20 protein-coding genes are annotated in these 19,608 nt (G+C 70.3%); 13 read left to right on the forward strand and 7 right to left on the reverse strand.

Going from position 1 to position 19,608, the window contains the following annotated elements:
- Positions 1–42 precede the first annotated feature (42 nt).
- The 4 genes from A7B20_RS09105 to A7B20_RS09120 all read left to right on the forward strand — a co-directional run bounded on the left by A7B20_RS09105 (position 43) and on the right by A7B20_RS09120 (position 5,121).
- On the forward strand, positions 43–1,296 hold the full coding sequence (locus A7B20_RS09105) for a sarcosine oxidase subunit beta family protein (protein WP_102108262.1): 1,254 nt from the start codon (positions 43–45) through the stop codon (positions 1,294–1,296).
- A 135-nt stretch (positions 1,297–1,431) separates the two neighbouring features.
- Positions 1,432–1,686: a sarcosine oxidase subunit delta gene (locus tag A7B20_RS09110; protein WP_102108263.1), complete on the forward strand. Its 255-nt coding sequence runs from the start codon at positions 1,432–1,434 to the stop codon at positions 1,684–1,686.
- Positions 1,683–4,598: a sarcosine oxidase subunit alpha family protein gene (locus A7B20_RS09115; protein ID WP_102108264.1), complete on the forward strand. Its 2,916-nt coding sequence runs from the start codon at positions 1,683–1,685 to the stop codon at positions 4,596–4,598. The genes A7B20_RS09110 and A7B20_RS09115 overlap by 4 nt, the downstream gene beginning before the upstream one ends.
- The gene (locus A7B20_RS09120; RefSeq protein WP_102108265.1) at positions 4,591–5,121 is read left to right on the forward strand and encodes a sarcosine oxidase subunit gamma; all 531 of its coding nucleotides are present in this window, start codon (positions 4,591–4,593) and stop codon (positions 5,119–5,121) included. The genes A7B20_RS09115 and A7B20_RS09120 overlap by 8 nt, the downstream gene beginning before the upstream one ends.
- Positions 5,122–5,142: 21 nt before the next feature.
- Here A7B20_RS09120 and A7B20_RS09125 read toward each other — a convergent pair whose 3' ends face one another.
- From A7B20_RS09125 to cobS, 5 genes are all read right to left on the reverse strand, one after another.
- Positions 5,143–5,481, reverse strand: coding sequence for a DUF427 domain-containing protein (locus A7B20_RS09125; RefSeq protein ID WP_102108266.1), 339 nt, complete (start codon positions 5,479–5,481; stop codon positions 5,143–5,145).
- A gap of 63 nt (positions 5,482–5,544) precedes the next feature.
- The gene (locus tag A7B20_RS09130; protein WP_102108267.1) at positions 5,545–7,359 is read right to left on the reverse strand and encodes an aminopeptidase P family protein; all 1,815 of its coding nucleotides are present in this window, start codon (positions 7,357–7,359) and stop codon (positions 5,545–5,547) included.
- A gap of 73 nt (positions 7,360–7,432) precedes the next feature.
- Positions 7,433–9,310: a cobaltochelatase subunit CobT gene (gene cobT / locus A7B20_RS09135; RefSeq protein WP_102108268.1), complete on the reverse strand. Its 1,878-nt coding sequence runs from the start codon at positions 9,308–9,310 to the stop codon at positions 7,433–7,435.
- 123 nt (positions 9,311–9,433) lie between these two features.
- Positions 9,434–10,426, reverse strand: coding sequence for a PRC-barrel domain-containing protein (locus A7B20_RS09140; RefSeq protein WP_102108269.1), 993 nt, complete (start codon positions 10,424–10,426; stop codon positions 9,434–9,436).
- 635 nt (positions 10,427–11,061) lie between these two features.
- Positions 11,062–12,048 (reverse strand): cobaltochelatase subunit CobS, encoded by a 987-nt coding sequence (gene cobS, locus A7B20_RS09145; RefSeq protein ID WP_102108270.1) that lies wholly within the window; start codon positions 12,046–12,048, stop codon positions 11,062–11,064.
- Positions 12,049–12,215: 167 nt separating this feature from the next.
- Between cobS and A7B20_RS09150 the strand changes: the two genes are divergently transcribed.
- The 3 genes from A7B20_RS09150 to A7B20_RS09160 all read left to right on the forward strand — a co-directional run bounded on the left by A7B20_RS09150 (position 12,216) and on the right by A7B20_RS09160 (position 14,221).
- Complete coding sequence (locus tag A7B20_RS09150) at positions 12,216–12,758, forward strand: sigma-70 family RNA polymerase sigma factor (protein ID WP_102108271.1); 543 nt, start codon at positions 12,216–12,218, stop codon at positions 12,756–12,758.
- Entirely contained in the window at positions 12,743–13,462 is a 720-nt protein-coding gene (locus A7B20_RS09155; protein WP_172960985.1) for an anti-sigma factor, read from the forward strand. The genes A7B20_RS09150 and A7B20_RS09155 overlap by 16 nt, the downstream gene beginning before the upstream one ends.
- Positions 13,463–13,747: 285 nt before the next feature.
- Positions 13,748–14,221: a peptide-methionine (R)-S-oxide reductase gene (locus A7B20_RS09160; RefSeq protein ID WP_102108273.1), complete on the forward strand. Its 474-nt coding sequence runs from the start codon at positions 13,748–13,750 to the stop codon at positions 14,219–14,221.
- A gap of 10 nt (positions 14,222–14,231) precedes the next feature.
- Here the strand turns inward: A7B20_RS09160 and A7B20_RS09165 are convergent, their stop codons facing one another.
- Complete coding sequence (locus A7B20_RS09165) at positions 14,232–15,092, reverse strand: urea carboxylase-associated family protein (RefSeq protein WP_102108274.1); 861 nt, start codon at positions 15,090–15,092, stop codon at positions 14,232–14,234.
- 217 nt (positions 15,093–15,309) lie between these two features.
- Positions 15,310–15,465, reverse strand: coding sequence for a hypothetical protein (locus tag A7B20_RS21215; protein WP_157937639.1), 156 nt, complete (start codon positions 15,463–15,465; stop codon positions 15,310–15,312).
- A gap of 175 nt (positions 15,466–15,640) precedes the next feature.
- On the opposite strand from A7B20_RS21215, the gene A7B20_RS09170 reads away from it, so the two are divergent.
- The 6 genes from A7B20_RS09170 to A7B20_RS09190 all read left to right on the forward strand — a co-directional run bounded on the left by A7B20_RS09170 (position 15,641) and on the right by A7B20_RS09190 (position 19,600).
- Entirely contained in the window at positions 15,641–16,135 is a 495-nt protein-coding gene (locus tag A7B20_RS09170) for a YciE/YciF ferroxidase family protein (protein WP_102108275.1), read from the forward strand.
- A gap of 312 nt (positions 16,136–16,447) precedes the next feature.
- Complete coding sequence (locus A7B20_RS09175) at positions 16,448–16,771, forward strand: hypothetical protein (RefSeq protein WP_102108276.1); 324 nt, start codon at positions 16,448–16,450, stop codon at positions 16,769–16,771.
- Between the two features lie 216 nt (positions 16,772–16,987).
- Positions 16,988–17,461, forward strand: coding sequence for a DUF3429 family protein (locus A7B20_RS09180; RefSeq protein ID WP_102108277.1), 474 nt, complete (start codon positions 16,988–16,990; stop codon positions 17,459–17,461).
- 179 nt (positions 17,462–17,640) lie between these two features.
- Positions 17,641–18,003 (forward strand): hypothetical protein, encoded by a 363-nt coding sequence (locus tag A7B20_RS21220; protein ID WP_157937640.1) that lies wholly within the window; start codon positions 17,641–17,643, stop codon positions 18,001–18,003.
- Between the two features lie 43 nt (positions 18,004–18,046).
- The gene (locus tag A7B20_RS09185) at positions 18,047–19,183 is read left to right on the forward strand and encodes an AI-2E family transporter (protein WP_157937641.1); all 1,137 of its coding nucleotides are present in this window, start codon (positions 18,047–18,049) and stop codon (positions 19,181–19,183) included.
- Positions 19,184–19,288: 105 nt separating this feature from the next.
- Positions 19,289–19,600, forward strand: coding sequence for a hypothetical protein (locus tag A7B20_RS09190; protein ID WP_102108279.1), 312 nt, complete (start codon positions 19,289–19,291; stop codon positions 19,598–19,600).
- Positions 19,601–19,608 lie beyond the last annotated feature (8 nt).

Genomic DNA, 19,608 nt, shown 5'->3' on the forward strand with positions numbered 1-19,608 from the left:
TGCGCCCGCGCTAGGGTGCCGGTGAAGCAGCGGAGACACGGCGTGCGATACTCGGCCCTGAGGATCCTGAAGGAAGGCCTGACCGGCAACCGCGGCTGGAAACCCGTCTGGCGCGATCCCGCCCCGAAATCCGAATACGACATCGTCATCATCGGCGGCGGCGGTCACGGTCTCTCCACCGCCTACTACCTCGCGAAGGAGCACGGGCTCACGAACGTCGCCGTGCTGGAGAAGGGCTATATCGGCGGCGGCAACGTGGGGCGGAACACCACCATCGTGCGCGCGAACTACTTTCTGCCGGGGAATTCAGAGTTCTACAGCCATTCCCTCAAGCTCTGGGAAGGGCTCGAGACCGACCTGAACTACAACGTGATGCACTCCCAGCGGGGGCTCATCAACCTGTTCCACTCCGACGGCCAGCGCGACGCCTTCGCGCGCCGCGGCAACGCCATGATCAACCGCGGCGACGACGCGGTGCTGCTCGACCGCGAGGGCGTGCGCAAACACCTCCCCTACCTCGACTTCGACAACGTCCGCTTCCCGATCTACGGCGGCCTCCTCCACCCCCGCGGCGGCACCGCCCGCCACGATGCCGTCGCCTGGGGCTATGCCCGCGGCGCCGACGGCCGGGGCGTCGACCTGGTCCAGAACTGCGAGGTGACGGGCATCGACGTCAATGGCGGAAAAGTGCAAGGCGTCCGCACGTCCCGAGGGGTGATCCGGGCGAAGAAGGTCGGAATTGTGGTGGCCGGCCGCTCGGGCCAGGTGGCGGCCATGGCGGGCATGCGGCTGCCGATCGAGAGCCACATCCTCCAGGCCTTCGTCACCGAGGGGCTGAAGCCGGTGATCGACCATGTCGTCAGCTTCGGCATGGGCCATTTCTACATCTCGCAGTCCGACAAGGGCGGCCTCGTCTTCGGCGGCGACCTCGACTTCTACGCCTCCTACGCCGCACGGGGCAACCTGCCGATGAAGGAGCACGTGATGGAGGCGGCGATGACGCTGATGCCGGTGATCGGCAAGGCGAAGGTCCTGCGCTCCTGGGGCGGGATCATGGACATGACCCCCGACGGCTCGCCGATCATCGACCGGACGGGCATCGACGGGCTCTACATCGATTGCGGCTGGTGCTACGGTGGCTTCAAGGCGGTGCCGGGCTCGGGCTTCGCCTTCGCCCACCTGATCGCGCAGGACGGGCCCCACGCATCGGCGGCGAAGTTCCGTCTGGACCGGTTCCGCACCGGCCGCGGCCTGATGGACGAGGAGGGGACCGGTGCGCAGCACAACCTGCACTGAAACGACCGGCGATGCGCGGGACGAGGGTGCGGGACCGCGGCTCTGCCGTCTTGCCGAAGGCAAGCTTCGGCCAGACCCCCGGGATATTTGTGAAGCAAAGATGGACGCACGTTTGCGCATGATCGGCGGTGCCGCGTGAGACTTCGGTGTCCCCTGTGCGGAGAGCGGGACATCCGCGAGTTCTCCTACACCGGCGCGGCGGTGCTGGCCCACCGGCCTGCGCCCGACTCGGGGGAGGCGGCGTGGGACGACTATGTTCATCTCCGCGAGAACCCGGCGGGCGAGACGCGGGACCTCTGGTATCATGTCTCGGGCTGCGGCGCCTGGCTGGTGGTCACGCGGGACACGGTGAGCCACGCGGTCCACACCGTGGAGCTGGCGGCCCAATGAGGATCGCGGGGAAGGGTCCGGGCGATCCGGCGCGAAAGGTGCGCTTCACCTTCGACGGCAGGGTCGTCGAGGGGATCGAGGGCGACACAGTGGCGTCGGCGCTGCTGGCCAACGGCGTCAGGCTGATGGGGCGGTCGTTCAAGTATCACCGGCCGCGCGGCGTCGTGACGGCCGGGTCGGACGAGCCGAACGCGCTGGTGACCGTCGGGCGGGGCGCGGCGCAGGTGCCGAACGTGCGGGCGACGGTGCAGGAGATCTCCGAGGGGCTTGAGGTCCGGAGCCAGAACCGCTGGCCGTCGCTGGCCTGGGACGCGATGGAGGTGAACGATGTCGCCTGGCCGTTCCTGTCGGCGGGCTTCTACTACAAGACCTTCATGGGGCGGCCCGGCCTCTGGGAGAAGCTGTTCGAGCCGCTGATCCGCCGTGCCGCGGGGCTCGGGGCGCTCTCGGGCGAAGCGGCGCGCGACGACAGCAGCCGCGCCTTCGCCTTCTGCGACCTTCTCGTGATCGGCGCCGGGCCCGCGGGGCTCATGGCGGCGCTGACCGCGGGGCGGGCCGGGGCCGATGTCATGCTGCTGGACGAGCAGGTGCGTCCCGGAGGGCGGCTGCTGGACGAGGACTGCGCGGTGGGCGGCCTCCCGGGCGCGGACTGGGTGGCGCAGGCGGTGGCCGAGCTCGACGCCCTGCCGAACGTGCGGCGCATGGCGCGCACCACCGTGACCGGCGCCTATGACGGCGGCACCTACGGCGCCCTGCAGCGGGGCGCGCCGGGCGCGCGGGTGCCCGAGACCTTCTGGCGGATCGTCGCGCGGCGTGCCCTGCTCTCAGCCGGGGCGCTCGAGCGCTCCATCGCCTTCCGCGACAACGACCGGCCGGGGATCATGGTCGCGGGGGCGGTGCGCAGCTTCCTCCACCGCTACGGCGTGGTGCCGGGGCGGTCGGTGGCCCTGTTCTGCAACAACGACGACGCCCACCGCACGGCGCGCGACCTGGCGGCGGCGGGGGTGCGGATCGCCGCGGTGATCGACACCCGCCTCGGCATCGCCACCGATGCCGATTGGCCGGTCCTTGCGGGGGCGGAGGTGATCGGCACCTCTGGGCGACTGGGGCTGGAGGAGGTGACGGTGCGGCAGGGCGATCGCATCCGCCACGTCCGCACCGACGTGCTGGCCGTCTCGGGCGGCTGGAACCCGGCGGTGCACCTCACCTGCCACATGAACGCTCGGCCGGTGTGGGACGAGTCCATCGCCGCCTTCGTGCCCCCCAAGGGCGCGGTGCCGGGACTGAGCGTCGCGGGGGCGGCGGCGGGCGTGTTCTCGACCCGCGACGCGCTGACGGGCGGAGCGGAAGGGGCGGCGGCGGCGCTCGGCGAAATCGGCATCGACGCCGCGCTGCCGGAGATCCCCGAGGCCGAGGATGCGCCCTACGTCATCGCCCCGCACTGGCTGGTGCCGGGCAAGGGGCGCGCCTGGCTCGACCTGCAGAACGATGTCACCGTGAAGGACGTGAGGCTCGCCGCGCAGGAGAACTTACGTTCGGTCGAGCACATGAAGCGCTACACCACGCAAGGCATGGCGACGGACCAGGGAAAGGGGAGCAACGTCAATGCGCTGGCGGTGCTGGCCGATGCGACGGGCCGCGGCATTCCCGAGACCGGGACGACCACCTTCCGCCCGCCCTATACCCCCGTCTCCATCGCCGCCATGGGCGCGGGGGCGCAAGGGGCGGGCTTCGCGCCGCAGCGGTTCACCACGTCGGACGCGCAGAGCCGCCGGATGGGCGCGCCGATGGTCGAGGCGGGGCTCTGGTACCGCCCCTCGTATTTCCCGAAGGCGGGCGAGGCGACATGGCGCGAGGCCTGCGACCGCGAGGCGACGATGGTGCGCACCACGGTGGGGGTCTGCGACGTCTCGACCCTCGGCAAGATCGACCTCCAGGGGCCCGACGCGGGGGCGTTCCTCGATTTCGTCTATACCAACACCTTCAGCACCCTGAAGGAGGGCCGCGTCCGCTATGGCCTGATGCTGCGCGAGGACGGGCATGTCATGGACGACGGCACCACCGCGCGGCTTGGCCCCCGGCATTTCGTGATGACGACGACCACCGCGGCGGCGGGCGCGGTGATGAAGCATCTCGACTTCGTGCAGCAGGTGCTGCGGCCGGAGCTGGACGTGCGGTTCTGCTCGGTGACCGAGCAGTGGGCGCAGTTCGCCGTCGCCGGGCCGCGGTCGCGGCAGCTGGTGAACCGGCTGCTGGAGACGCCCGTCGACAACGACAGCTTCCCCTACATGGCCTGCGGCGCGGTGACGGTGGCGGGGGTGGCGGGGCGGCTGTTCCGCATCTCCTTCTCGGGCGAGCACGCCTACGAGGTGGCGGTCCCCGCCCGGTACGGCGAAAGCCTGTTCCGCCTGCTGGTGGCCGAGGCCGAGGCGCTGGAGGGCGGGGCCTACGGGATGGAGGCGCTGAACGTGCTGCGGCTCGAGAAGGGCCATATCACCCACGCCGAGATCCACGGCCGCACCACCGCCTTCGACATCGGCATGGACCGGATGATCGCGCCGGCCAAGGACTGCATCGGCAAGACCATGGCGGCACGTCCCGGCCTTCTGGGCGAGGCGCGCGAGCAGATGGTCGGCCTGCGGCCCGTGCGGCGGGATGGCCGCTTCACCGCGGGGGCCTTCCTGTTCGCCGAGGACGCGCCGGCCGACAGCGACCACCAGCAGGGCTACCTGACCTCGGTCGGTCATTCGCCCGCGCTCGGGCACGCGCTGGCGCTCGGGTTCCTCAGGAACGGCAGGGCCCGCATGGGCGAGCGGCTGAGGATGGTGGACCATCTGCGCGGGGTCGAGACGCTGTGCGTGGTCTCCGATCCCGTCGCCTTCGACCCCGAGGGAGGGCGGCTGCGTGGCTAGACTTCAGGAAACCACCCCCGCCGCGGGGCTTGGCGCGGTCGAGATCGGCGGCTGGCGGCTGGCCGAGGCGGCGCCGGTGCCGATGGCGCTGGTGATGCCGCTGAAGGGGCAGGGCGCGGCGGTGTCGGAGGCCATGGAGCAGGCCCTCGGCACCGGCTTCCCGCAGCCGGGCCGCACCGCGCGCAACGGCGAGACCTGGGCGATCTGGGCAGGGCGGGAGCAGGCGCTGGTCCTCGGCGCGGTGCCCGCGCTCGACGGGGCCGCCGTCACCGACCAGTCCGACGCCTGGGCGATGTTCGACCTTTCGGGGCCGAACGTCGACCGGGTGCTGGCCCGGATCTGCCCGGTGGACCTGCGCCCCCGCGTCTTCCCCGAAGGCGCGACGGCGCGCACCCTGCTGGGCCACATGAGCGCCAGCATCACCCGGATCGCCCCCGAGACCCTCCGGATCCTCGTCTTCCGCTCGATGGCCCGCACCGCCCATCACGAGCTTGCGCGGGCGATGGAGCAGGCGGCCTTCTGACCGCCCGCCGGGGGGCCGGGTTCAGACCTGCTCGACCGTCACCTTGTTCGAGTAGAAGGCGAGGTGCCCGGCGATCTCCTTCGCGCCGTCCTTCGGCGTCTCGTAGCTCCAGGCGGCGTCGCGGATCAGCTCGCTCTTGGTCTGCACCGAGTAGTAGGAGGCGTCGCCCTTGTGTGGGCAGTGGGTGGACGATGGCGATTTCTCGAGGAAGGCCATCGCGATGTCCTCGCGCGGGAAATAGATCACCGGGGCAAGGTCGCCCTCGCTCAGTTCCAGCGCGCGCGTGGTCTCGCCGATGACGGCGCCGCCCGCGCGCACGACCCACGTCGAACCCAGCTCCCGGATCTTGATCTCCGCCATACCTTGCCTCCCCGCACCATTATGGAACCGCGAGCCTAGCAGGGCGCGCGTGACAGGACCATGTCAGATCGGCGCGGTCGCGCGCAACAGCCAGTCGCGCACCTCCGCGCCGACCCGGTCCTTCAGCCGCTCGGCCACCTCGGCGTGATAGCCGTCGATCCAGGCGCGCTCCTGCGGCGACAGAAGCGCGGTGTCGATCAGGCGTCGGTCCAGCGGCGCGAAGGTCAGGGTGCGGAAGGCCAGCATCGCGCGGTCGTCCCCGCCCTCGATAGGCGCGGCCTCCTCCACGGCGACGAGGTTCTCGATCCGGATCCCGAAGGCGCCCTCCCGGTAATAGCCGGGCTCGTTGCTCAGGATCATCCCCGGCTCCAGCGGCACATCGCTGATCCGGCTGATCCGTTGCGGCCCCTCGTGGACCGAGAGGTAGACGCCGACGCCGTGCCCCGTCCCGTGGTCGTAGTCCAGTCCGGCGGTCCAGAGCGGAAACCGCGCCAGCGCGTCCAGGTCGCGCCCCGCCAGACCCTTCGGCCAGCGGGCCCGGCTGACGGCGATCATGCCCTGCAGCACGCGGGTATAGCAGGCGCGGTGCTCGTCGGTCGGCTGGCCGATGGCGATGGTGCGGGTGATGTCGGTGGTGCCGTCCTCGTACTGCCCGCCCGAATCGACCAGCATCAGCTCGCCCGCTTGAAGCGCCCGGTCGGTGCCGGTGGTCACGCGGTAATGCACGATGGCGGCGTTGGGGCCCGAGCCCGCGATGGTGTCGAAGCTGATGTCCTTCAGCGCGTTGGTGGCACGGCGGAAGCCTTCCAGCGCGCGCACCACCTCGGTCTCGGTGACGCGCTTGCCGCGCTCCGCGATCTCCTCGCCCTGCTGGTCGAGCCAGTGGAGGAAGGCGCACATCGCCGCGCCGTCCCTCAGATGCGCCTCGCGGGTCGCCGCGATCTCGGCCGGGGTCTTGCGCGCCTTGGCGAGGATGCAGGGATCGGCGTCCCAGGCGATGGCGACGCCCGCCTCCTCCAGGATCCGCGAGACGGCGAGCGGCGCCGTCGCCTTGTCCACCCTGACCGGCCCGCCGAGGGTCGAAAGCGCGCCCTCGAAGGCCGCCACGGGGAAGATGCGGACCTCCGCGCCCAGATGATCCTCGAGCCCCTCGAACTTCGCCGGGTCGGCGAAGACCGACACGGCGCCGTCGTCGCCGAGCAGGGCGAAGCACTGGACCACCGGGATCTTCGGCAGGTCGGCGCCGCGGATGTTCAGCAGCCAGCAGACCGAATCCGGCAGCGTCAGCACCGCCGTCGTCTGCCCGGCGCCCTTCAGCACCTCGGCCATCGCCGCCCGCTTGTCGCCATGGCTTCGGCCCGCGACGGTTTCCGGAAACACGGTGGCGCGGCCCTGCGGCGGGGCGGGGCGGTCTTCCCAGATCGCGTCCACCAGGTTGCGCGAGGGCACCAGTTCCACGCCGCTCCTTTCCAGCGCGGTGCGCAGCGTCTCGATCTCGCCCGCGGTGTGCAGCCAGGGGTCGAAGCCCAGGCGCCCGCCCGCGGGCAGATGCTCTGCCAGCCAGGGTCCGGCTTTGGTCTCCGGCCAGTTCACAGGTGTGAATTCGTCCGCCACCTGCGCGCGCACCTGCACCCGGTAGCGGCCGTCGACGAAGACCCCGGCGATGTCCTTCAGCACGGCACAGAACCCGGCCGAGCCGGTAAAGCCGGTCAGCCAGGCCAGCTTCTCGTCGCAAGGGGCGACGTATTCGCCCTGGTGCGCGTCGGCGCGGGGGACGAGGAAGCCGTCCAGCCCCTCCGCCGCCATCGCCTGGCGCAGGGCCGCAAGCCGCGGCGGCCCCTGGTCCGGAGAGGTGCTTGCCTCGAAACTCTGGAACATGCCCGACCCTTCCCCGCGCCTGTGGCTCTTTGCTGCCGGAAACCCCTGATAATCCGCGGCCCTGCGCCCGCGCTCAGCTTGCCCGCTTCATCCCCACGACACGGGCCCGCGCCCGGGGATCGCTGTCGAACAGCGAGGCGAGCTGTTCCGTCATCGCGCCGGCCAGCTGTTCGACATCGGTGATCGTCACCGCGCGGTGGTAGTAGCGCGTCACGTCGTGGCCGATGCCGATGGCCAGAAGCTCCACCGCCTTCTTCCGCTCGACCATGGCGATCACGTCGCGCAGGTGTTTTTCAAGGTAGTTGGCCGGGTTCACCGACAGGGTGCTGTCGTCCACCGGCGCGCCGTCGGGGATCACCATCAGGATCCGGCGCGACTCGGGCCGGTGCGAGATCCGGCGGTGCGCCCATTCCAGGGCCTCGCCGTCGATGTTCTCCTTCAGCAGGCCCTCCTTCATCATCAGCCCGAGGTTCGTGCGGGCCCGCCGCCAAGGGGCGTCGGCGCTCTTGTAGATGATGTGGCGCAGGTCGTTGAGCCGCCCCGGAGCCTGGGGACGCCCGTCGGCCAGCCATGCCTCGCGCGCCTGTCCGCCCTTCCAGGCGCGGGTGGTGAAGCCCAGGATCTCGACCTTGACCTGGCAGCGCTCCAGCGTCCGCGCCAGCACGTCGGCGCAGATCGCGGCGATGCTGATCGGGCGGCCGCGCATGGAGCCCGAGTTGTCGAGCAGCAGCGTCACCACGGTGTCGCGGAATTCGGTGTCGCGCTCGACCTTGAAGGAAAGCGGCGTGGTCGGGTTGGCGACGACCCGGGCAAGGCGGCCGGCGTCCAGCGTGCCTTCCTCCAGGTCGAACTCCCAGCTGCGGGACTGCTGCGCCTGGAGGCGGCGCTGCAGCTTGTTCGCCAGCCGCCCCACGGCGCCCTTCAGGGGTTCGAGTTGCTGGTCGAGGTAGGCGCGCAGGCGTTCCAGCTCGGCCGGCTCGGCCAGGTCCTCGGCGCGGATTTCCTCGTCGTGCCTGTCGTTGTAGACGCGGTAGTTCGGATCGGCCGCGGACGGGGGCGCCGGTGGCGGCGGCTCCATCGGCGCTTCGCCGTCGGGCAGCTCGGCCTCGTCGCCCATCTCGGTGTCGGCCATGTCGTCCATGGTGACGGTGGCCTGCGAGGGATCCTCGGTCTGCTCCTGGGACTGGTCGGGCGAGGCCTCGCTGTCCTCGCTGTCGTCCTGGTCGTCGCCCTGGCTGTCGGCGTTCTCGGGGTCGTCGCTGTCCTCCTGGGCCGCCTCGTCGTCCTCGGGATCCTCCATGTCCGGATCGTCGCCCAGCTGGTCGCCGTATCCGAGATCCTCGATGATCTGGCGGGCGAAGCGGGCGAAATCGGCCTGGTTGGCGAGCTTGCCCTGCAACCCCTCCAGCGTGCCGCCCGCCTTCTCCTCGAAGAAGCCGCGCCACAGCTCCATGATGTTCGACGCGCCCTCGGGCAGGGGGCGGCCGGTGGCGAGGTGGCGGATCATGTAGCCCGCGGCGACCGACATCGGGGCATCGGCGGCCTTCGTCACTTGGGCATAGCCCTTCTTCATCGCCTCGTTGGCGATCTTGGCGTCGATGTTGCCCGCGGTGCCTGGCATGGTACGCGCGCCCACCGCCTCGCAGCGGGCTTCCTCCATCGCCTCGTAGAGGTCGCGGGCCATCTGGCCCTGGGGCGCGTAGCGATTGAAGGTGGCGGCGTCGTGGTGGCGGCGGCGCAGCGCATAGGCGTCGGCGGTGCCGCGGGCCAGCAGCACCTCGTCGCGGTTCAGGCGGCGGCTGATCTGGGGCAGGCGCACCGACTCGTTGCTCATCCCCGGCGGGTCGACCGAGTAGGTGACCGTCATCTCGGGGTCGTTCGCCATGACCTTGGTCGCCTCGGCCAAGGCCTTCTTGAACGGGTCGGCGGGGTTGTCGCTGGGCTTGCTCATGGGTCAGATAAAGCACTGCGGCCCTGCCGGGGCAAGGGGCGCGGCCGATACAAAAAGGGCGACCCCGCAAGGGGCCGCCCGACACTCGTTAAATGACTTCCTGCAATTCCGGGGAACGCTGGATCAGTTCTTCGGAGCGGTGGCGTCGCTGCCGGCCGCATTCGAGTTGTCCATGGCGCTGGAGTTCTCCATCGACCGCTGGGCGCTGTCCTGCTGCTCCTTGGTCACGAACTCCGGCGCGGCTTCCAGGTCGTCGCGGGTCGCCGAGGTGACGAGGCGGGTGTCGCCGTTGTCGGCGGTGGTGACCGAGAGGCTCGACATCTCGACGGCCACGTCCTTCTCGCCAAGGCCGAGGAAGCCGCCCACGCCGATCACGACGCCGTCCACCTTGCCGTCGAGGTTCACGATCAGGTCGTTGATCTCGCCGATCGATTCATCCGCGGTCGAGTAGACGTTGCTGCCGAGAAGGTTCTTCGCCAGCACGGTGTTCTCGCCCTGCATGGTGATCTGGCCTTCGACCGGCTTGGCCTGCTCTTCGCCCGCGGCCATGTCGGTGTTCTCGGTCGCGGCCGGCTCGGTCGCGGTGGTCGAGGCGGCGGGATCCGCCGTGCCCTGCGCCATGGTGTCATTCGACGTGGTCGCGTCGGGGGCGGTGCTGTCCTGCGCCATGTTGGTGTCGGAGGACGTGGTGTCGTTCGACGTCGCGGCGGCATCGCCCTGGGCCATGGTGTCATCCGACTTGGTGTCGTCGGTGGCGGCGGCATCGCCTTGCGCCATGGTGTCGCCCGACGCGTTGCTGTCGGTCGTCGCGGCGGCATCGCCCTGCGCCATCGTGTCTTTCGACGCATCGCTGTCGGTGGTGGCGGCGGCGTCGCCCTGGGCCATCGTGTCGCCCGACGTGCTGCTGTCGGTCGTGGCCTCGGCGCTGGCGTCACCCTCGGCGGTCATCTTCGGCACTTCCGAGCCGACCTTGTTGGTGGCTTCGGTGCCCGACAGTTCCTCGGTTTTCGCCGCGTCGCTGTCGGTGTTGGCGGTCTGCGCATAGAGCGCGGCCGGGGAAGCCGCCAGGGCGGCGATGAGGGTCAGACGGCTCGCGGATTTCATGAAGCTGTTCATCGTGAGTCTCCAGTTGGGTTGGGTGGGCGCTCCGCTCGCAAATCAAGGGCGCTGTCCACCTTTGCATGCACAACCGGCCGTCGGATCGTTTGGTTCCCGGAGGTCATCGCGGACGTTTACGGCCGTGTAAGTTACTGAAAGTAATGGGATCAGGGTGTGGGGTGCGGCGGAATGCCTCTCTTTTGCGCAGAAAATTGCCGCTGCGTCAGGCGTTCCGGCAGGGAACGGCCGGTTCCCCCGTCCGCCAGCGTGGGAAGCACCGCACTGGGCCTTGCGATGGCGCTTGTCGGGGCATGGTGGCGCCGGTATCCTTCGGCCACGCCCCCGCGTCCGGCGCCGTCCGGGGCAGGGGCCGAGTCATCGTCCCGGCCGATCGGGTCCGGGCAACCCTGATTCACAGTATCGTCGTGCCGGGGCAGGACCGTGAAGCGGTCTCTCCGGCCGTGCCGGGAGGGAAGACCATGGGCAAGGGCGACAACCGCAAACCCAACAAGGAAGCGAAGAAGCCGAAGAAGGAGAAGCTGGCCGCGCAGGCCGCGAAGACCGTCAACATCGGCAGCAAGAAACCGGCCTGAGGCCGGGTCCGTCGCCGGTCGGCCCGCCTGCGCGGGCCGGTCGGCACCGTATTTCGGGGATCAGCGGCGGCTGGCGCTCGCGGCGCTTTCCGGCAGCTCCTCGTCGAAGCAGCGCTGGTAGAACTCGGCCACCGTCTCGCGCTCCAACTCGTCGCACTTGTTCAGGAAGGTCACCCGGAAGGCATAGCCGATGTCGCGGAAGATGTTGGCGTTCTGGCCCCAGGCGATCACCGTGCGCGGCGACATCACGGTGGACAGGTCCCCGTTCATGAAGGCGGTGCGGGTCAGGTCGGCCACCGTCACCATCTGGCTGATGGTCCTGCGGCCCTTCTCGGTGTTGAACGAGGGCACCTTGGACAGGACGATGGCGACCTCGGCATCGTGCGAGAGGTAGTTCAGCGTCGCCACCAGCGACCAGCGGTCCATCTGGCCCTGGTTGATCTGCTGGGTGCCGTGGTAGAGGCCGGTGGTATCGCCGAGGCCGACTGTATTGGCCGTGGCGAAGAGGCGGAAGTACGGGTTCGGCGTGATCACCTGGTTCTGGTCCAGGAGCGTCAGCTTGCCGTCGACCTCCAGCACCCGCTGGATCACGAACATCACGTCGGCGCGGCCCGCGTCGTATTCGTCGAAGACGATGGCGGTCGGATTCCTGAGCGCCCAGGGCAGGATGCCTTCCTGGAACTCCGTCACCTGCACGCCGTTCTTCAGCTTGATCGCGTCCTTGCCGATCAGGTCGATCCGGCTGATGTGGCTGTCGAGGTTCACCCGCACGCAGGGCCAGTTGAGCCGCGCCGCGACCTGTTCGATATGGGTCGACTTGCCGGTGCCGTGGTAGCCCTGGATCATCACCCGGCGGTTGTGGGCGAAGCCCGCGAGGATCGCCAGCGTCGTGTCGGGGTCGAACTTGTAGGTCGAGTCGAGGTCGGGCACGCGATCGGAGCGCTCGGCGAAGCCACGGACGTGCATGTCGCTGTCGATCCCGAAGGTCTCGCGCAGGTCGATGTCTTCGGTGGGTTTCGCGTGAATGTCGATCGTTCCGTCGGCCATCGTGTCATCCTTCCCGGGGCATCGGTTCACCGGCCGTGCCGGTCAACGCGCACGGTGGTGCAACATATCCTTGATGCGTGCAAGGGGACGAATCGCGGTTTTGCGCAGTTGGAACTGGTCAAGTCGCGCCGGGTTTGCTCTAACCTGAAGAAACCGGGGGGAATTGGATGAGCACACCGCAGGAGATCGAACGGCTGATCCTGGGCACCGCCGACGGTGACCGGACCGCCTTCCTTTCGCTCTACGATCATACCAGCGCGAAACTATACGGCATCTGCCTGCGTGTGTTGAAGGACAGGGCCGAGGCGGAGGATGTGCTCCAGGAGGTGTTCCTCAAGATCTGGCGCAACGCCGACCGCTACCGCGCGAACGGGTTCAGCCCGATGACCTGGCTGATCACGGTCGCCCGCAACGGCGCGATCGACCGGCTGAGGGCCCGCCGGGTCAAGGCCGAGGATCTGGACGTGGTGACGGAAGTGCCCGACCACGGCCCCACCCCCGAGGCCGCCGCCGTCGCGTCCTCGGAAAGCGCGCAGGTGCATCGGTGCCTGGGCGAGCTGGAGACCGACAAGGCCGGTGCCGTCAAGGGCGCCTACCTTGAGGGACTGACCTACCAGGAGCTTGCCGAGAACTACGGCGTGCCCCTGAACACCATGCGGACCTGGCTGCGCCGGAGCCTGCAGAAACTGAAAGAGTGCCTGACACGATGAGCGGCGAGAGCGAAGAGGAGCGGGACGACGACGTGCGGGCTGGCGAATACGTCCTGCACCTGCTCGACCCTGCCGAGCGTGCCGCCTTCGAGGCGCGGCTGGAGGTCGAGGGCGGGTTGCGCCAGCGCGTCGCCCTGTGGACCGAGAGCTTCGCCGCCCTGGCCGCCGAGGTCGCCGAGGTGGCGCCCCCCGCCGCCCTGCGCCGCCGGCTGGAGCAGGCCATCGCCGCCGCGCCGCGGGCCGAGCGTCCGGCGCAGCCGCGGGCCAGCCGGTTCTGGGGCCGCCTTGCCGGCATCGCCGCTGTGGCGGCGGTCGTGGTGGGCGTGTTCGTCGCGCTGAACCGCGAGACGCTGTTCGGCCTCTCGCCCGCCATCTACATCGCCGACATGGAGTCGGCGGACAGCCCCTTCGTGCTGCGCGCGGGCTATCACCCCGACGAGGCGGCGCTGGTGGTCAACCGCAGCGCGGGCGAGGTGCCGCCGGGCCGCGTGCTGGAACTCTGGCTGATCGCGCCGGGGGCGAGCGCGCCGGTGTCGCTGGGCGTCCTGCCCGACGAGGACAGCGTGACACTGACCGTGCCCGAGCCGCTGCGCCCGGTCCTGGCCGGCGCGACCCTCGCGATCAGCGACGAACCGCCGGGCGGCTCGCCCACCGGCGCGCCGACCGGCAGCGTGCTGGCCGCGGGACCGCTGAACAGCGTCTGATCCGCAGGCATCCCTCCGGGCAGGGCGTCATCGTCCTGCCCGGTTGCGCGAGCTGACACGCCTTCGCCGTGCGGATGCAAAAAACCTTCCATCGACCTGAAACTTTCGCGGCCGACGCTCCGTGGCTCTCAGCAACCGGACCGGAAGTCCGGGCCGCGGGTTCCTTCGCACGGGTCCGCGGCTGTGGTTCACGAGTGTTGCGAGTAACGAGTGCGGCGTCGCCCGGTCCCTTCGAGGGAGCCCTTCGGGGCAACCGGGCGGCGCCTCCAGCGAAGGAGTGCGGTCATGCGGGCGCGCATGCCCCTTGCCATTTCGATCGAGACCTGTGCCCTGGCCGGCCTTCTGCCGCCCGACGACGCGCCCTCGGATTTCGCTGTGGCCCGCAGCGCGGCCGAGTGGCGGGCGATGCTGAGCGGGCCGGAATACCGCGTGCTGCGCGAGGACGCCACCGAACCGGCCCATTCCAGCCCCCTCGCCGGGCGCAGCGCCGCCGGGATCTATGCCTGCCGGGGCTGCGACGCGCCGCTCTACGGCTCGGCGGCGAAATTCGATGCCGGCACCGGCCGCCCCACCTTCGCCCGCGCCCTGCCGGGCGCCGTCCTGCGGCGCCGGGTCGGCGGGTTCCTCCCGGGCCGCCGCGTCCTCTGCCGCTGCGCGCGCTGCGACAGCCACATCGGCCGCCTGGTCGAAGCCGATTCCGCCGGGCGGGGCGAGCGTCATGTGCTGAACGGAACGGCGCTGGTGTTCCCCCGCGCCTGAGCCGCCCGCCTCAGCGTCCGTGGCTTCGGTCGTAGCCGCTGATCCCAGGCCCTTCCCACCCTTCGAGAGCGCCCTCCGGCGGGGCGAAGACCTCGACCAGCAGCGGAAAGCAGGCCTGCGCGTCGCTGGAATGGCTGGCGCTGCAATCGCCGCCGGGGCAGGTCGAGAGCGCGCCGACAAGGTCGATCTCGGCGAAGAACTCGATGTGATCGCCGGGGCGCACCGGGCTGGCCTTCATGAAATAGCGGTGGGTGTCGCGGGTGAAGCCCGTGCACATGAAGACGTTCAGCACGTCGTGGACATGCAGCTCGGCCTCCCTGACCGGCAGGCCCGTCAGGTCGGCCAGCGCCCGCGCCAGGTTGGAATGGCAGCAGCGGTGGTACTGCCCGCCCGAAAGCAGGTGGTTGGTGTAGGGATCGCAGCGCGTGCCGATCACGTCGTGCACGCCCGCGCCGTCGTCGTCGAACCCGTACCAGCCCAGGGTGTCGGCGACGATGGTCGCCATGGGGCGGAGATAGGGCATGACGCTCCACAGCCGGTCGCCGGTGGTGACATGGGTCGCGTGCAGCGCCCGCGTCTTGCCGGAGAAGAACCGCTCGGCCAGGTTGTCGGCGTGCCAGAGGTTCAGGTCGCCCACCTGCGGGCCCTCGACGCTGGTGATGCGGAAGAGGTGGCCCTTCGGCACGCGGAACGCCCGACCGTCGCGCGGCGGCACGGTGACGCTGTCGACCAGCAGCGCCCCGTCGCGGGCGCGCGCGTAGAAGGCGGGATCGACGGCCGGCAGCTGGTCCACGGTGTAGGTCACCACCGGCCGGGCCCGACGCCGCGCGTCGGCATCCGCGGGGGCGGCGGGGGTGGTCCAGGATGTCATGGCGGGGCTCCTTGCGTGGCAACGGACGGATCGCCGGAAATCTATACGCAACATGGCGACGTGCCACCGTTATCGGCAGACCAGCGGTCGTATCGTCAAGGGAGGCGGGGGCGCGTACGGACCCGACGGGGACTGCTTCGAGCGGAACGGAACCGGCCGGACGGGGCAGGGAGCGGTTGAGATCGTTCCGCAAGCCGTCCGGGGATCGGAATCCTTCTCAACCGTTGCGGCTGCGCAGCTTTGCCTGCAACTGGCGCGCGAGATCGAGAAGGCGTTCGGGAACATCTTCCTGCTCGATCTTCTTCAACTGCTGCTGAACTTCCTGATCCAGCTCGTCCCCGGAGATCGGCAGGGGCGTGTTCTTTACGGTCATCGCTTCAAACTTTCGTTGTGCATCGCATGCGCGATGTCCCTGATACGGTCCGGCACGGCCCATGGATCAAACCCGGCCGCAACGCTTTCCCGCAGTCATGCTGCCGGAACATTTCGCACAGGCTCTTGTTCCCTGCGTCGCACGAGCGGAATCGCAATCAGGAGGAGCGGCGAGCATGGCATTGCTCTCGAACGACATCCAGACCCTCGAGGATCTCTACCGGCTCGTGTTGCAGGACGTCTACCATGCCGAGACGCAGATCCTCGAGGCGCTGCCCGGCATGATGGACAAGGCCGCCGACCGGCAGCTGCGCGAGGGCCTGCGGCAGCACCTGGAGGAAACCCGCGGCCATGTCGACCGGCTGGACCAGGTCTTCGCGCGGATTGGCGAGACCCCGAAGGACGTCGCATGCCCGGCCATCGACGGCTTCCTGCGCGAGGCGAAGGACCTCGGGATCGGGGAGGGGAGGGTGCGCGATGCCGCGCTCGCCGCCGCGGTGCAGGCCGTCGAGCATTACGAGATCGCCCGGTACGGCACGCTGATCGCCTGGTCGCGCCAGCTCGACCGGATGGAATGCGCGCGTCTGCTGGGGGAGACCCTGAAGGAAGAGAAGCAGGCGGACGACGAGCTGACGCGGATCGCGGAAAACCACCTGAACGCCGCAGGCTGAGCGGCCCGGCGCCCGCCGAGGACCGAAACCGCGAGGCGCGGGCCGGGGAAGTGTTGGCGGGACGCGGCCCGCGGACGGCACCCGTGACCCTCCGGCGCGCGGGCAGGCGTGCAGTCATCCGGCGTCTCGCTCCTGTTCGCGCGTGTCCGGCCCCTCTCGCCGCGCCACGGTCGGGCCGTGGTCTGGCCCTCGGAACGGGCCGAGCATCGACCTGTTCCCGCGGCCTCCGCCCGGGGCCGCCCGCTTGCGACATGCTGTCCGGAACAATGCCTGTTGCCCTTGGTTGGGATGGAAACCGGAAGGACGGCATCCATGGCATCTTCATCCGACGACGGCTCCGGCCCGGCGCGCGCGGCACAGCTTCGCGAGCGGATCGACAGGGGCGGTGCGGGCGACAAGGTGTCGGTCTCCGACCCTGCCGCCGCCCCCCTCGGCACCGACGACGAGGCCGCCGGCACCCCGCCCACCATGGAGCAGGTCGAGCGCGCGGCGCGGCTGGAGACGCGGGCGGCGATGGACGACGAGAAGAGGACTCCGGAGGAGCTGCAGAGCGGCCAGCCCTTCGCCCGGACCGCGGCCTTCGTCGCCATAGCGGTCGCGCTGGCCGTCCTTGTCTGGTGGCTCTTCCTTCGCTGAACGGAAGGAGCGAGGTGATGACCCGGTGTCCGTGCCGACGTCGAAGCCGGGCCGCTCGCGTCGGCGGCGGTTGCGGCATCGCGAGGGACAGGGTGGCTCCGTTTGCAGGGGACCGCCTGTTGGCGTCTCCTGGTCCGGACACCGTGGTGCGCGGCCGCGCCAGCCGGTCCGGCGAACTGCCCTGCTGCGTCGGAACCCGAACGCCGGAGCCCTGACATGGAAACCGACGAGCGTACCCTCCATCTGACCGAAACGCCGCGCATCCCCCGCGACGGTCTCCTCCTCGGCTGGGGCGCGATGGTGCCCTTCGCGCTGCTGGCCGGCGCGGGCTGGTGGGACGCGGGCTGGACCGCAACGGCCGCGGCGGCCGCGCGGCTCTGGGGGGCGGCGATCCTGCTGTTCTTCTCCGGCGTGCGTCGGGGTCTCAGCTTCCGCACCGAGGGCGGGCCGCGCCCGCGCCAGCTTGTCGTATTCGCGCTGCTGTTCTGCCTCGGACTCGGCGCGCTGCTCCTGCCGGTCCTTCCCGCGCTCCTCCTGGTGGCGGGCGCATTCGCCGCGATGGCCGCGGAAGATGTCGAGGCGGCGCGGCGGGGCGAGGTGCCGCTCTACTTCCGCCGTCTGCGGCCGCCGCAGATGACCTTCGCGGTGCTTTCGGTGCTGCTCTGCGCGGGGATGGCCTGGGGCGCGTGAGCGGCGCCCCCGGCGAGGTTCCGCGCTTCCTGCACGGCGTCCGCGGCGGGGCCGCTCGCGGCGGCGGACCTGCGGCAGGCCTTCGCCGCGCTCACGGGGACCGAAGGGCCCGGAGCGCGGTCTGGAACATAGCCGACTGCTGCCGGTTCGGGGCCCATGCGCAAGAACGAGGTCCCGACATGCCATGCCAGTCCTTTGCCGCCCTCCTGCCGGCCGCCTTTCCCCTCACCGCCCTGCCGTCCGCGGCGCAGGAGTCGGACTGCCCGCCGGGCCATGACGCGTTGCAACAGGCGGTGCGCTCCGGCGTGAAACCGGCGGGCGGACCGGCCAACGGCGGGCTCGAGAACAACGGATGGGGTGTCGTGGTGAACCGCCGCGGACAGGTCTCGCCCGGCAGGAGCGATGGCATCGTCTACGACCTGCGGCCCAACGGAAAGAGCGCTTCGGACTACGGGCACGGGACGTGCACGGGAGGCGAGCCGAAGATCGCGGTCGAGATCGGGGCCGGAGTCATCCCCGAGCGGAAGAGCGCCGGGATTTGATCCCGCGACCCTGATCCCGTACCGAACAGCGAGAGACCCTACCATGCCAGACGACTCCCGACCCCTGCCAGAGGGCCCGCGCCGGTTCGTCCCCCGGGCCCGCGCGGTGCAGTGGCTGTTGCTGGTGATCGCGGCGATCCTCACGGGCTGGGCGCTGCGTGCCGTCGAAAGCGTCGCGGTGACGGTGGTGCTGTCCTTCTTCCTCGCCCTTGCCGTCCAGCCGGTCGACCGGATGGCGGCGGAGCGGCTGCCCCGCCGGGCGGCCTGGCTGGGTCACCTGCTGGCCCTGAGCGTCGTCGTGGTCGTGGTGCTGGCCTTCCTCGGGAGCCTCTGGGTCGCGGCGGGGCAGGTGATCGAGCGGTTCGATCACATGGACATCATGGAACTGCTGCCCGATGCCGGGCTCGAGGCGGCGACCGGGAACGAAGGCGAGGATCCCCTTGGAAGGGTCTACGCCAACGCGCTGCGGTCGCTGGCCTCCACGGCGGTCGAGCAGGTGCCGATGCTGGCGCGCAGCGTGGTGGACATGGCCGGAACGACGCTCGGCGGGCTGATCCTGATCCTGTTCATGACCCTGATGATGCTGATCGAGGCGCGGCAGTGGCAGATGAAAAGCGCCGCCGTCCTGCCGGACGGCGGGACCGGTGTCCTGCGCGACTCCCTGTCGGTGGTGGCGGTGCGGCTCAGACGCTATCTGCTGACACGGGCCGTCCTCGGCCTCCTGACCGGGGGGCTCTATGCCCTGTGGCTCTGGCCGTTCGGACTGGACCTGCTGTTCGTCTGGGCGCTGCTGGCGTTCCTGTTGAACTTCGTGCCCACCATCGGCTCGCTGCTCTCGGGCATCCTGCCGGTGCTCTATGCCTTCCTGCAGAAGGACCCCGGTCAGGCGTTCCTGATCGGCGGCGGCATCTTCGTGATCGAGCAGGTCATGGGCAACTACGTCGATCCGCGGATGCAGGGGCGGCAGATCTCGGTCTCGCCGCTGGTGATCCTGGTCGTCCTTCTGTTCTGGACCTGGTTCTGGGGGGCGATCGGCGCCGTGCTGGCGGTGCCGATGATCATGACGCTGATCATCGTGCTGACGCAGTTCCGCGTGGCGCTTCCGGTCGCGCTGTTGCTCAGCAGCGAGACCTCCTACGAGGATCTGGAACGCGTCGCCTCGGGACGGCAGCCCGGGTGAGGGCGCCGGTTCCTGCGTCCGGCGGCCCGGTTGCGGGCGGGGCCGGGTGAGCGCGCTCGACGTGCCCCTGCTGGTCTGCGGTGCCTGCTGACCGAAGCGGCGGACGTGGCGCTGTCCGAGTGGCTGCTGCGCATCCCGCTGCGGGAGGTCGTCGGCGCGGTCGTCATCGGCATCGTCTGCGGCGAGGTGGCCGGGCGGCTTCTGACCTGGGCCTGCCGCCAGCCGTTCAGCGAGACCCATTCGATCACCACCATCGGCCTCGCTCTGCGTGGCGTGCCCTCGGCTGGAGCGGCGTGGCCTTCGCCGTGCCGGTCCCGACCCTGCGCCGCGATGCTGGACCGGCACGCCACCTGCATCCGCGCGCAGGGCGAGGACATGCCGGAGATCCGGGACCGGGCGTGGCCGGGCCCGCGGTGACACCACTG

The organism is Oceaniglobus roseus, assembly GCF_002869745.1.
Taxonomy (GTDB): Bacteria; Pseudomonadota; Alphaproteobacteria; order Rhodobacterales; family Rhodobacteraceae; genus Oceaniglobus; species Oceaniglobus roseus.

Coding starts and splice junctions, on each gene's coding strand:
- A7B20_RS09115 (WP_102108264.1), top strand. CDS start 1,683: ATGAGGATCGCGGGGAAGGGTCCGGGCGATCCGGCGCGAAAGGTGCGC.
- A7B20_RS09125 (WP_102108266.1), bottom strand. CDS start 5,481: ATGGCGGAGATCAAGATCCGGGAGCTGGGTTCGACGTGGGTCGTGCGC.
- A7B20_RS09130 (WP_102108267.1), bottom strand. CDS start 7,359: ATGTTCCAGAGTTTCGAGGCAAGCACCTCTCCGGACCAGGGGCCGCCG.
- cobT (WP_102108268.1), bottom strand. CDS start 9,310: ATGAGCAAGCCCAGCGACAACCCCGCCGACCCGTTCAAGAAGGCCTTG.
- A7B20_RS09140 (WP_102108269.1), bottom strand. CDS start 10,426: ATGAACAGCTTCATGAAATCCGCGAGCCGTCTGACCCTCATCGCCGCC.
- cobS (WP_102108270.1), bottom strand. CDS start 12,048: ATGGCCGACGGAACGATCGACATTCACGCGAAACCCACCGAAGACATC.
- A7B20_RS09150 (WP_102108271.1), top strand. CDS start 12,216: ATGAGCACACCGCAGGAGATCGAACGGCTGATCCTGGGCACCGCCGAC.
- A7B20_RS09160 (WP_102108273.1), top strand. CDS start 13,748: ATGCGGGCGCGCATGCCCCTTGCCATTTCGATCGAGACCTGTGCCCTG.
- A7B20_RS09165 (WP_102108274.1), bottom strand. CDS start 15,092: ATGACATCCTGGACCACCCCCGCCGCCCCCGCGGATGCCGACGCGCGG.
- A7B20_RS21215 (WP_157937639.1), bottom strand. CDS start 15,465: ATGACCGTAAAGAACACGCCCCTGCCGATCTCCGGGGACGAGCTGGAT.
- A7B20_RS09170 (WP_102108275.1), top strand. CDS start 15,641: ATGGCATTGCTCTCGAACGACATCCAGACCCTCGAGGATCTCTACCGG.
- A7B20_RS09175 (WP_102108276.1), top strand. CDS start 16,448: ATGGCATCTTCATCCGACGACGGCTCCGGCCCGGCGCGCGCGGCACAG.
- A7B20_RS09180 (WP_102108277.1), top strand. CDS start 16,988: ATGGAAACCGACGAGCGTACCCTCCATCTGACCGAAACGCCGCGCATC.
- A7B20_RS21220 (WP_157937640.1), top strand. CDS start 17,641: ATGCCATGCCAGTCCTTTGCCGCCCTCCTGCCGGCCGCCTTTCCCCTC.
- A7B20_RS09185 (WP_157937641.1), top strand. CDS start 18,047: ATGCCAGACGACTCCCGACCCCTGCCAGAGGGCCCGCGCCGGTTCGTC.